The sequence below is a fragment of the Streptomyces sp. BK239 genome (genome assembly GCF_004217285.1).
GTDB lineage: Bacteria > Actinomycetota > Actinomycetes > Streptomycetales > Streptomycetaceae > Streptomyces.
Genome location: NZ_SHKS01000005.1, coordinates 421,094 through 432,804, shown reverse-complemented (window position 1 = coordinate 432,804; position 11,711 = coordinate 421,094). Strand labels below are relative to the sequence as shown.

At 73.2% G+C, this 11,711-nt stretch carries 10 protein-coding genes; 3 read left to right on the top strand and 7 right to left on the bottom strand.

The window, feature by feature from the left end:
* Nucleotides 1-7 precede the first annotated feature (7 nt).
* Genes EV567_RS18390 through EV567_RS18375 form a run of 4 tightly spaced genes read right to left on the bottom strand, consistent with a single transcriptional unit; the run spans nucleotide 8 to nucleotide 4,828 of the window.
* On the bottom strand, nucleotides 8-1,222 hold the full coding sequence (locus EV567_RS18390; protein WP_242620881.1) for a hypothetical protein: 1,215 nt from the start codon (nucleotides 1,220-1,222) through the stop codon (nucleotides 8-10).
* 8 nt (nucleotides 1,223-1,230) lie between these two features.
* On the bottom strand, nucleotides 1,231-2,169 hold the full coding sequence (locus EV567_RS18385; RefSeq protein WP_130441344.1) for an N-acetylneuraminate synthase family protein: 939 nt from the start codon (nucleotides 2,167-2,169) through the stop codon (nucleotides 1,231-1,233).
* Between the two features lie 11 nt (nucleotides 2,170-2,180).
* Entirely contained in the window at nucleotides 2,181-3,467 is a 1,287-nt protein-coding gene (locus EV567_RS18380; RefSeq protein ID WP_130441342.1) for an acylneuraminate cytidylyltransferase, read from the bottom strand.
* 20 nt (nucleotides 3,468-3,487) lie between these two features.
* A complete protein-coding gene (locus EV567_RS18375; protein ID WP_130441340.1) occupies nucleotides 3,488-4,828 on the bottom strand; it encodes a DUF6716 putative glycosyltransferase in 1,341 nt (446 codons plus the stop codon).
* A 196-nt stretch (nucleotides 4,829-5,024) separates the two neighbouring features.
* Between EV567_RS18375 and EV567_RS18370 the strand changes: the two genes are divergently transcribed.
* From EV567_RS18370 to EV567_RS18360, 3 genes are read left to right on the top strand one after another with little or no spacing between them, the layout of a single operon-like run.
* A complete protein-coding gene (locus EV567_RS18370; RefSeq protein WP_130441338.1) occupies nucleotides 5,025-6,005 on the top strand; it encodes a glycosyltransferase family 2 protein in 981 nt (326 codons plus the stop codon).
* A complete protein-coding gene (locus EV567_RS18365) occupies nucleotides 6,005-7,381 on the top strand; it encodes a polysialyltransferase family glycosyltransferase (protein WP_130441336.1) in 1,377 nt (458 codons plus the stop codon). Before EV567_RS18370 ends, EV567_RS18365 begins: the two co-directional genes overlap by 1 nt.
* Nucleotides 7,378-8,526 (top strand): acyltransferase, encoded by a 1,149-nt coding sequence (locus tag EV567_RS18360; protein ID WP_207228797.1) that lies wholly within the window; start codon nucleotides 7,378-7,380, stop codon nucleotides 8,524-8,526. Before EV567_RS18365 ends, EV567_RS18360 begins: the two co-directional genes overlap by 4 nt.
* Nucleotides 8,527-8,582: 56 nt before the next feature.
* On the opposite strand, the gene EV567_RS18355 is transcribed toward EV567_RS18360, so the two are convergent.
* From EV567_RS18355 to EV567_RS18345, 3 genes are all read right to left on the bottom strand, one after another.
* Complete coding sequence (locus EV567_RS18355) at nucleotides 8,583-9,926, bottom strand: polysialyltransferase family glycosyltransferase (RefSeq protein ID WP_130441334.1); 1,344 nt, start codon at nucleotides 9,924-9,926, stop codon at nucleotides 8,583-8,585.
* Nucleotides 9,923-10,906, bottom strand: coding sequence for a glycosyltransferase family 2 protein (locus tag EV567_RS18350; RefSeq protein ID WP_207228796.1), 984 nt, complete (start codon nucleotides 10,904-10,906; stop codon nucleotides 9,923-9,925). The genes EV567_RS18355 and EV567_RS18350 overlap by 4 nt, the downstream gene beginning before the upstream one ends.
* Nucleotides 10,907-11,042: 136 nt before the next feature.
* Nucleotides 11,043-11,708, bottom strand: coding sequence for a TetR/AcrR family transcriptional regulator C-terminal domain-containing protein (locus EV567_RS18345; RefSeq protein WP_130441330.1), 666 nt, complete (start codon nucleotides 11,706-11,708; stop codon nucleotides 11,043-11,045).
* Nucleotides 11,709-11,711: the final 3 nt, after the last annotated feature.

Here is an 11,711-nt window from a genome sequence, read left to right as displayed (position 1 = left end):
CTCGCCGTCAGCGGTCACCGCCCACCTCGAACAGGCCGGCCTCTCCCTGCTGGCCAGCACCGTCCTGGAGCCCGAGGCCGAGACCAGTCGCCCGGTGTCCTTCCTGCTGGCCCACAAGCGGGACAGCTGAGGGATCTCGCGGTGTCGCCTCGGCGAGGTCGTGGGCGGCACGGGCCGTGGCGGTCACCGCGGTGAGGAAGCCCTGGGCGCGGGGGGAGGCGTGGCCGGTCAGCCAGTCGGGATCGATGTCGCAGACGGCCACGCGGACCCCGGTGCCGGTCAGGGCCAGGGGCAGGGTGTGGACGACGGTGGAGGGGAAGCTGAGCACGGTGCGGCCGACGGGGCCGCGGCGGGCGATCAGTTCGAGGGGCAGGTCGGGGCGGACGATCTCCAGGCCGGTCTCGGCGGCGAGGCGGCGGAGTTTGTCGGTGCTCTCCCGGCGGTGCGCGAAGTAGCGGGCCGCGCCATGGGTCCGGGCGAGGAGGCCGACGGCGTGGAGGTAGCGGTCGCCGTCGACGACGCCCGTCTCGACGAGGGACGTGCCGACCAGGTCGGCGCCCTTCGTCACACGGGGCGGGCCGAAGCGGGCCCGGGTCCAGGCGAAGGCGTTGGCGGTGACCGTCACGCCGGCCGGGGTCTGCGGCACCGGCATGGCGGAGAAGACCTCCACCCGCCGGTCCTGGCCGGGCGTCAGACGGCGGCGGGCGGCGGCCGACACCGGCGCGAGGAGCAGATCGCGGGGGCCGGGCCGGCCGCCCGTGCGGTGCCAGCGCACGAGCCTCTCACCGCGCGCCAGTTGGCCGACGAACTCCATGGTGGCCGTGCCGTCGTCGACGACGACGAGGTCGGCGGGGCGGGCGATCGTCAGCAGGAGCTGGACGTAGCGGGAGAACGGGTCGCCGACGACGATCCGGCTCGCCGCGCGCAGCAGCGGGGTCAGACCGCGGAGGGTGTGCAGGGGCGCGCCCGCGCCGTCGCGGGCGTCCTCCCAGCGGACCGTGTGGCCTTCGTCGCGGGCCAGTTCGGCCATGCGGCGCAGCTGGCCGCGGGTCATCGGGTCGACCGGGGACAGGACGACGACGGTGAGCCCCGCGCCGGAGCGCTCCTCGCCGCCGAGGCCTCGGGCGTGCGCCCATTCCAGGACGTTCAGCAGCTGCACGGGGCTCTCGACGAAGGCGAGGGTGTGGGGGGTGGTGCCGGCGGTACCGGCGCGAAGGCTCATCGGTGTCGTCAGACCGCGACGGGCTCGCCCGCCGCCGCGGCGATCTCCGCCTCGGCGACGACGCCGGTGACGCGGCGCAGCTTCCTCATCGGGCCGAGTTCGGAGTCGTAGACCTTCTTGACGCCGTCGCCGAGGGACGCCTCGATGGTGCGGATGTCGCGGACGAGACGCTGAAGGCCCTGCGGCTCGACGGAGGCGGCCTGGTCGGAGCCCCACATCGCGCGGTCGAGGGTGATGTGACGCTCGACGAACGCGGCGCCGAGGGCGACGGCGGCCAGGGTGGTCTGCAGGCCGGTCTCGTGGCCGGAGTAGCCGATCGGGACGTTCGGGTACTCGGCCTGGAGGCTGTTGATGACGCGGAGGTTGAGCTCCTCGGCCTTCGCCGGGTAGGTCGAGGTCGCGTGGCAGAGCAGGATGTTCTCGCTGCCGAGGACCTCGACCGCGTGCCGGATCTGCTTCGGGGTGGACATGCCGGTGGAGAGGATGACGGTGCGGCCGGTGGCGCGCAGGGCGCGCAGCAGTTCGTCGTCGGTGAGGGAGGCGGAGGCGACCTTGTGGGCGGGGACGTCGAACTTCTCCAGGAAGGCGACGGCCTCGGTGTCCCACGGGGAGGCGAACCAGGCGATGCCCTTGGTCCTGCAGTAGTCGTCGATGGCGCGGTACTCGTCCTCGCCGAACTCGACGCGGTGCCGGTAGTCGATGTAGGTCATGCGGCCCCAGGGCGTGTCGCGCTCGATGTCCCACTGGTCGCGCGGGGTGCAGATCTCCGGGGTGCGCTTCTGGAACTTCACGGCGTCGCAGCCGGCCTCGGCGGCCACGTCGATCAGCTTGAGGGCGTTCTCCAGCTCGCCGTTGTGGTTGATGCCGATCTCGCCGCAGACGTAGACGGGGCGGCCGGGTCCGGCGGTGCGCGAACCGAAGCGGCGGAGGCGGGAGTTGGTGCTCATCTGTGGGTTCCTTACCGGGAGAGGGGGGTGAGGGGAGGGAGAGGGTCGAGGGGGGTGAGCGGGTCGAGGCAGGGGCCGAGGAGCCAGCCGGCGATCTCGCGGATCGCGCCGTCGCCGCCGGGGAGGGCGGTGACCGCGCGCGCGGCGCCGCGTACGACGTCGTGGGCGCTCGCGACCGCCACGGGCCAGCCGACGAGGGCGAAGCAGGGGAGGTCGTTGACGTCGTTGCCGACGTAGAGCACGCGCTCCGGCGCGACGCCCTGTTCGTCGCACCACTGCTTGAGCGCGAGGTCCTTGCGGTCGACGCCGTGCAGCACCGGCAGTTGAAGCTTGCGGGCGCGGGCGGCGACGACCGGGTTGCGTTCCGTGGACAGGATCAGCATCTTCAGCCCGCTGCGGCGCAGGGCGGCGATGCCGAGTCCGTCACCGCGGTGGACGGAGACGAACTCCCGGCCTTCGGAGTCGATCAGCACCCGGTCGTCGGTCTGGGTGCCGTCGAAGTCGAGGACGACGGCGTCGACGTCGCCGGCGGCCGGGAGGGCGCCGGGGCTGTTCGCGTCGAGGAGGGGGGCCAGTGCCCGGGCGCGGGCGAGGTCGTGCGGGTCGTCGATCTCCAGGACGCGGGCGGGGTCGGTCCGTACGAGTTCGGTGTGCCCGAAGAAGCGGTGGCGGTGCTCGCGGAAGCCGGCCGCGTCCATGGCGTAGGCGGCGCCGGTCTCCAGCAGGTCCTGGGGGCGGTCCTGGCGGCGGGGGCGGAAGGACTTGTCGTGGTTGACGCCGTGGCCGCCGGCGGTCCGGGCGTCGCCGGTCCCGGTGTGCGCGGCGGGGTCGTCGGCCGCGTCGCGCCAGACGAACCCGTGGAAGGGCGCGACGGTCAGGGCGGTGTCCGCGCCGCCCTCCACCACCGCGGCCGCCACCGCGTCGATGTCCTGCCGGACGAGGAACGGGCTGGTGCACTGGACCAGGAGCACCACGTCGGCGGGTGTGCCGCTCAGGGCCGCGTGGGCGTCCATGGCGTGCAGGACCGCGGCCTCCGAGGTCGCGGTGTCGCCGGCGATGGCGGCGGGCCGCGGCACGACCTGCGCGCCGGCCTGCCGGGCCGCGGCGGCGATGGCCTCGTCGTCGGTGGAGACCACGACGTCCGTCACCAGGCGGGTGGCGCGGCACTCGCGGACCGCCCGCGCCACCAGCGGCACTCCGCCGACGGGTGCGAGGTTCTTCGCGGGCACTCCCTTGGAGCCGCCGCGCGCGGGGATGACGGCGAGGACGCGGTGCGCGCCGGGCCGGGGGTCGGTCATGGGTGTCTCTCCTTGACGGGTCACAGCTCCCCCATCCGCCGGATGACGGGCGCCACCCGCTGCACTCCGTGCCGGTAGGCGCCGCGCGCCGCCCGGCGGACGATCCTCCGGACGGCTCCGGGCTCCTCGTCGGCGGCGGGCGCGCCGGGCAGCGGACTGCCGTCCGGTCCCAGGTGGTGGCGGGCGAGGATGCCGGGCAGGTAGCCGGGCGCGGTCGCGGGTGTGTAGTACGGGGTCAGCGGCGGCAGGCCGCCGGGCCGGTCGAGCAGCGCGCCGATCCGCTCGCGCGCCGCGTCGAAGGCGGTGGCGTAGGAGCCTCCAGCCGGGGCGGCTCCACCGGAGGCGCCGGCGGCCACGCCCTGCCGGGCGACCCACCGCGGGTCGGGCTCAGGCCGGTGTCCGGCGTCGAGCTGGTCCCAGGAGGCGAGGCAGCCGGAGCCGATGAAGTGGTGGTTGCCGAGCGTCTCCCGGACGCCGAGGTCGGTGAGGACGACGGTGGGGACGCGGCGGTGCAGGGACTCCAGGGCGGCCGTGGAGCTGACCGTGACCATGAGGTCGGCACGGTCGAGGATCTCGCCCATGTTGCCGTAGACCAGGCGTAGGTTGGGCGGCGCGTCGAGGTCGCGCACCAGCTTCTGGTAGGGCAACTCCTCGACGTGGGTGGTGTGTTCGCCGGGCCGGGAGCGGAGCTTGAGCAGCACCTCCCGGTCGGGGTGCAGCCGCGCGTGCCTCACCAGCCTTTCCAGCAGGTAGGTGCGGTCCGCCCGGTTGTCCGGCACGGAGGGCTGCGCCGCGAACACCACGGTGTAGGGGCTGTGTTCGCCCTGGTAGGGGTCGCCGCCGAGGAACGGCAGGGCCACCTCCGTCACCGCAGAGGCGTCGGCGCCCACCCCTTCGTACACCGCGCGGAAACGCTCCGCGTCCTGACGGGAGTTGGCGAGGACGAGGTCCGCGCCGTGCCGCAGCAGCAGACCGTCGGCCAGCTTCTCGTAGACGACGCCGACATAGCCGGTGACGACGACGGGCCGCTCGCTCCGCCCTTCCCAGGCCCGCCCGAGGCCGTGCAGCACGGCCTGGACGCCGCCGCCCACGAGGGCGAGGACCAGCACGTCGTACGACTCACGCGCCATGACGCGCAGGAACTCCACGGCCGTCACCTCGCGCAGCGAGTCGGCGCGGACGCCGACCTCGCTCAGCTGGCGGGGGGTGGGGGTGGCCCGGCCGCGCAGCAGGAAACCGTCCAGCACCGGGGCGGGGCCGGCGGGCAGGACGCGTCCCGCGGTCAGGGCGCCCCATTTCCAGCGGGTGTCGGAGTCGGCGAGGACGGCGACCCGCAGGGGCTTCGGAGTACGAAGTGGCACGGCTCGAACCTAGGAAGCGAAATCCAGGACGGGCCGAACCGTGATTCAACGAATGGTTAACGGAGTAAGGCCGAAGTAATAACCGGCAGGCCGACGGCCGTTGCGTATCCTCGATGCACCGTTCCGACACATCGAGTTCACCAGCCATATTCCGGGCGTCAAGAGGAGCCGCAATAAGGCCTCTTAGGGTTTCGGCGTGCCCAAGCTCTCGGTGATCGTGCCGTTCTACAACGTGCAGCAATTCGCGTCCGACACTCTGAAGAGTTTGCGTGCGAATGCGCGCGCTGACTTCGAGTTCATTCTGGTCGACGACTGTTCGACCGACGCGACCCCCGGCATCCTCGCCCGCGGGACACGCGAACTGCCGGGCGCGGTGCTGGTCTCGCACGAGCGGAACGCGGGGCTGGCGAGCGCGAGGAACTCCGGCATCGACAGGGCGCGCGGCGAGTATCTGACCTTCCTGGACGGCGACGACTGGCTCGCGCCCGGGTACCTTGCCCGACTCCTCGACGCGATCGAGGAGCTGGGCTGCGACTTCGTGCGCACCGACCATGTGCAGTGCACCGGGCGGGCCCGCGCCGTCCACCGCGTCCCGCACGGACGCCGTTCGACGGTGCTGGACCCGCGGGCGGCGATCCTGCCCGCGGACCGGTCCACCCCCGTGGACTACGCCTACGCGTGGGCGGGCGTCTACCACCGCCGGCTGGTCGACCGCGGGCTGCTGCACTTCACCGACGGGCTGCGCACCGCCGAGGACCGGCCGTGGATCTGGAAGCTGCACCGGGAGGCGGAGACCTTCGCGGTCGTGGGGCTGCTGGGCGTCTTCTACCGGCGCGGGGTGGCCTCTTCGCTCACCCAGATCGCGGACGTGCGGCAACTGGACTTCGTGCGCGCCTTCGACCAGGTCGTCGAGGAGACGGCACGCGACCCCGAGGCGGGGGCGCTGCTGCCGAAGGCGGTGCGCACGTACTGCGCGGTCATGGCCCACCATCTCGGCTCCATCGAGCGGTTCGAGCCGGCCGTGGCCCGCAGGCTGCGCTCGCTGTGCGCCGCAGCGCTGCGCAGGATGCCGCAGGACGTGCTCGCGGAGGTCATGGAGTCGATGGACGCCCGGCGGGCGGGCACGCTGCGCAGGGTACGGCGCCGGCCGGTGACGGCGGGGGCGGTGGCCCTCTGATGCCGCGCACCGCCCGGATCTTCTGCGTCTCCACCGCGCGCGGTGCGGCGATGCTGGCCGCCGCTCTCGACGCCGGCCTGTTCGAGCCGTCCGACCGCCGGCTGCTGCTGATCGCCGACACCGCGGCCAACCCGGAGACCGCCCCTTCCGTCGCCGCCGTGCCGGGCTTCGCCCGTGTCCGGGAGCGCTTCGACGAGGTGCGCTCCTGGAACGAGACCGTCTCCCCCTTCCACCCGGCCGGCTGGACGCCGCGCCCGGACGACGTCCCGCTGTGGGAGCGGCACCTGCGGCTGCTGTGGGAGCTCGGCGACGACGAGGTCCACCTCGTCGTGGAGTCCGTCCACACCGACCCGTCGTCGGCGCTGTGCCAGGTGTTCACCGGGGCTCCCGTGGACGTCTACGCCGACGGTCTGCTGAGCTACGGCCCCAGCCCCGACAAGCTCGACCCGCTGATCGGCACCCGTGTCGGCCGGCTGCTGCACCTGGACCTGGTGCCGGGTCTCACCCCGCTGCTGCTTTCCGAGTTCGGCGTGCCGGCGGTGCCGGTGCCGTCCGGGGCGTTCCTCAAGGTGATCGGCGAACTCGCCGACGCGGAGCAGGAGTTGCCGGAGCCGTCCGAGCGGCCCGTGCTGCTGCTCGGGCAGTGCGGCTCCGACGCGGAACAGGAGCCGCATCTGCGCATGGTGCGCGGCGCGGTGGCGCTCGGGCACCGGACCCTCGTCCTCGCACCGCACCCGGCCGCGTCCGCACGCCGGTTCGGGGCCCTGGAGGACGAGGCGAGCCGGCTGGGCGCCGAACTCACCGTCCTGGAACGGCCCGTGCTCGCGGAGGTCGCCGTCCGGCGGCTGCGGCCCGCCCTGGTCGTCGGCTGCTCCTCCCCCGCGCTGCTGACCGCCGCCGTGCCGTACGGCCTGCCGGTCGCGCGGGCCGGGACGGGTGACGCGCTGGCCGGGCTCACGCCGTACGGGAACGCCGAGCGGGTGCCGCTCACCGTCGTCGACGTGCTGCTGCCGGACCTGGAGGACCCCGCGGAGGTGGCCGGGTGGACACCTCCGTCGCGGGAGCGGGTGCGGGAACTGGCCGCGCTCCTGCGGGCGGTGGGCTTCGCCATGCGGCCCCGGGTCCATCCGGAGCTGCGGGGCGAGGCGGAGCGGTACCTGTCCGCGCACGCCGGCCGGCACACCTCGCGCTACTTCACCCGCCGCCGGCTGGCGTCACTGGCCCTGCCGGGGGGCCTCCCGACGGGACTGGCGTTCCTCCCCCGCAACCGGGCCGTACGCAGGCTGGCGCGCCGGGCCAGGGCGCTGCGCGGTCGACCCGTCTCCCGCATCCGCACACGAACCCGAATGCCCCTCCAAGGAAGGCCTCCAGGATGAGCGCGACCGACCAGGCCCCGGGGCCGGCGACGAGACCGGCTCCCCGGCTGACCCTCTCCCTCCCCGACCGCTCGACCGTGCGGCCCCGGGCGGAAGGCCGGCTGCGCGCCCTGGACGGCCTGCGCCTGCTGGCGGCCCTGATGGTGTGCTTCTACCACTACGCCGGCAAGAACGGCGAGGTCGCGCAGTCCTGGCGCCAGTCCCCCGGCGTGAAGTTCCCGACGCTGTCGCAGTTCGCCACGTACGGCAGCCTGGGCGTGCAGTTCTTCTTCGTGATCAGCGGCTTCGTGATCTGCATGAGCATCTGGGGCCGGACCCCGGGCGACTTCTTCCGCTCCCGGGTGGCCCGGCTGTACCCCGCGTACTGGGCGGCGATCGTGCTGGTCACCGCCGCGGGACTGATCCTTCCGGTGGTTTCCGCGCCGCTGCGCTCGGACGAGCTCCTCGTCAATCTCACCATGCTGCAGCAGCCGATGGGCGCCCACCGGGTGCTGGGCGTGGACTGGACGCTCTGGGTGGAGGTCCGCTTCTACGCCCTGTTCGCGCTGTGCGTGGTCTGGCGGGGTGTCACCTACCGGCGGGTGGTGGTGTTCTGCGTCCTGTGGACGCTGGCCGGGGTGTTCGCCCGGGTCGCCGACCATCCGCTGACCGACGAGCTGGTGATGCGCGACCACGCGCCCTACTTCATCGGCGGTCTCGCCCTGTACCTGATCCACCGTTTCGGCGGCGACCTGCTGCTGTGGGGGATCGTCGGCGTGAGCTTCCTGCTCGGCCAGCGCTACTCGGTGACCGCCCTGTGGCACCCGGGCATGCACGGCGACTTCCACCGCAACCCCTACGTCGTCCAGGCGATCGCCTTCCTCGCCTTCGCCGCCGTCGCCGCGGTGGCGGTGGGCTGGACGAGCCGGGCGAACTGGCGCTGGCTGACCGTGGCGGGCGCGCTGACCTACCCGTTCTACCTGGTCCACGAGCACCTGGGCTGGTTCTTCATCCGCGTGCTGTACCGCGGCCTGCACCTGGACCCGTACGCCACGCTCGCCGCGACGGTCCTGTCGATGCTGGCCATCGCCTGGCTGCTGCACCGCTTCGTGGAGAAACCGTTCGGCCCCCGCCTGAAGAAGTCACTGAAAGTCCGCCGGGACTAGGGCGGCAGGGGCGGAGGCGCGCAGCGCCCCGCCCCTGCCAGGGCACGCGGCGCCCCCTAACGCGCCGCTGTGGCCCGCAGCCTGCGTACCGCCCGCCGCACGGCGGGATGCCGCCGCAGCGCGGCTCCCCGCACGGGGGCCCCACCGGGCAACCGCAGGTTGGTCAACCGCCGCCGCTTGAAGTACCGCTCGTGGTCGGCGAGACGGACGGCGAGCCAGGCGACCACCTCGGGCCGCAGAGCGTGATGCCTGCGGGACTGCATGCAGTAGGCCACCGCCCGCACCAGGGGCGTCAACTCGTCCGCGAGACCCGCGAGTTCGACCGGTTCGCCCAGCGGGGCGCGTTCCGCGTCGGGCAGGGCCGCGTCGATGATCGTGAGCGGGATCCGGTTGCTGTTCTCGTACGGTGTGATGCGCTCCAGGAGCAGTTCGGTGCCGACGCGGGCGACGGGGACGCCGTAGAACGCGGCGGCGGTCGTCAGCGCCGTGGAGAAGCAGCCGACGACGAGCTTCGGCTTCAGGTACGCGAAGACGGTCTCGGCGAGGACGGGTTCGGTCAGGACGGTGAGCCGTACGCCGAGTTCGGCGGCGGCCGTCCGAAGGGCGTCGCCGTAGCCGGCGGGCGCGCTCGGATGCGGCTTGAACAGCACGTCCTCGTGGCCCGCTCGGGCGGCGGCCCGCAGCATGCGGACGTGCAGCCGCTCCTCCTCGTCCTGGCTGATCAGGTCGATCGCGGAGAGGTACTGGCCGAGGAGCACGGCGGTGGGCGGGCGGTCGGCGGGGAGCCGCTCGGCGAGGAGGCGGGCGTTCGACTCCCCGAGCCGGGCGAGGACGTCGACGATCGCCGCGTCTGGCACGGCCACGGAGGGGACGCCGTACTCGGACAGCAGCATGGGCCGCAGCCCGGGGACGAGGTCGAGGTGGAGCACGCGCGCGATGCGGCTGCTCACGCCGTGCGGGATGCGGTTGCGGGTGGGGCCGTAGCTCATCAGGCCGTCCGCGTACACGTGGAGGGCGCTGTCCGCGAAGATGTCGGCGATCGCGCGGGAGGGGTTGGCCTGAAGGGACTCGCAGGCGATCTCGACGGGTTCGTCGCCGAGGTCCCAGGCGAGGCGTACGGCCTTCTCCCAGAGCCGGGCGTCCTGGGCGCGCGGCGACCAGCCGGCCGGGTGGTGCGGGGAGACGAACGCGTTCCAGGAGCGCACCTCGTCGAACTCGCCGCGCAGCGCGTCGAAGCCGGGCATCCGGTCCAGCGGGGTGCCGACCTCCGGCACGGCGGAGGTGTCGCTGACGACGAGGACGCGGCGCACGCCCTCGCGCGGGCCGAACAGGCCGGCGCGGATCGCGGCGGTGACCGTCGCGGCCGCGTACTGGGTGGCGGAGCAGAAGATCTGGATCACGCGGCCACTCCCTTCATGCCGCCGCGCACCCGGCGCAGCACCCGGACGCGTTCCTCGCCCATCCCCACCACGGCCTCCCCCAGTTCCTCCTCGCTCATCGCGCCGAGCGCCTCGGCGGCCAGCCGCCTCAGCCGCGCGGCCACGCCGCGTTCGAAGCGTCGCCGGTCGAGGAGCTGGTGGGCGATGACGACGCAGTAGTCGCGCAGCGCCTTGCGGCGCAGCCGGCCGGCCTCGGGGTCGTCGGCGAGTTCGGCGAGGACGAGGTCGAAGGCGCGGAAGAAGTCCAGCTGGCGCACATCGCCGATCTGGGTGAGCGAACCGGTGAGCCCTCGGCGGTAGAAGACGCCGTGCAGACTCGCGACGACGTAGGAGTCCGCCCTGCGGTGCAGGTCCCAGATCCACGGCCGGTCCTCGGCGGTGCGCAGCCCGTCGTGGAAGCGGAGCAGGCCCCTGTCGAGGAGGCGGCGGTGGTAGACGCCGGCCCAGGCGTAGGGGTAGTCGACCATGGTGGTGTCGTCGACGGGGAGGATGGAGTCGCGCGGGTCGAGTGGGGTGTGGCGGCGGCCCTCGGGCGCGCGGTGGACGGCCCGTTCGACGCCGGTGACCTGGACGTGGTCGGTGCGGACGAAGTCGACGTCGAACCGTTCGGCGACGTCGACGACCCGGGCGAGGTGGCCCGGGGCCAGCCAGTCGTCGCCGTCGAGGAAGGTGAGGTAGCGGCCTTCGGCCGCGTCGACGCCGGTGTTGCGCGCGGTCGCCAGTCCGCCGTTGCGCTCGTGCCGGATCACCCTGCTGCGGGGGAGCTTCCCGGTCAGGTCGAGGAGGGCCTCGTAGGTCCTGTCCTTGGTGGAGCGGTCCTCGACGAAGAGGAACTCGAAGTCGTCCCGGGCGTTGTTGACCAGGCTGGTCACGGTCTCGGCGACGTACGGCTCGATGTTGTAGCAGGGGACGACGACGGACAGGGTGATTCTGTTGGCCACGTGTGCGCACCTGAATTCTGAGCGGGAGGTCGCACGATCGTAGGAAGGGCAGGCTTGAGCGGCGGGTAACTGCGCGCCTGGGCGAGGGGAAACCCGGATGAAGAGCCGGTGAACCGGCCACGCGGGGCCCTCGGGTTCAGTCGTCCGGGCCGTGCGGGCGCGCATACCGCGCCTCGATGCCCGCCAGGAGGAGTTCGAGTCCTTCCGCGAAGCCCCGGTCGTAGTGGCCGAAGATCTCCGCGCCGGCCGCGGCCGACAGCGGGAAGTCGGCCATCAGCCGGGCGCGTTCGTCGACGTCGAAGCCCTCGCGCCGTTCGCCGGGCAGGGGCTGGACGCCCTGTTCCTCGGTGACGAAGCCGAGCGTGTAGAGGTACGTGGTCGTGATCGCGCGGACGGCCTGGGCGAGGGTGAAGCCGGCGGCCGTGAAGAGGCGCAGGTTGTCCTCCATCTGCCCGGCGTGCTCGATGCCGGTGAAGCGGGAGCCGCTGAACACCTTCGCGCCGTCGCGGTAGCCGAGCAGCGCCGTGCGCAGGCCGTGGTTGGCCTTGAGCATCCGTTCGCGCCAGGTGTCGTCCGGACCGAGGGGGGCGGCGGCGACCATCCGGCGGTACATCTCGGTCGCCATCTCGTCGAGCAGGGCCTGCTTGTCCTTGAAGTGCCAGTACAGGGCGGGCGCTTTGACGTCCAGCTCCTTGGCGATGGCCCGCAGGGTGAGGCCGTCGAGGCCGACCTCGTTGAGGAGCCGCAGCGCTGTGTCGGCCACCCGTTTCCGGTCGAGGGGCGCACGTCGTTCCGTGTTCACGCT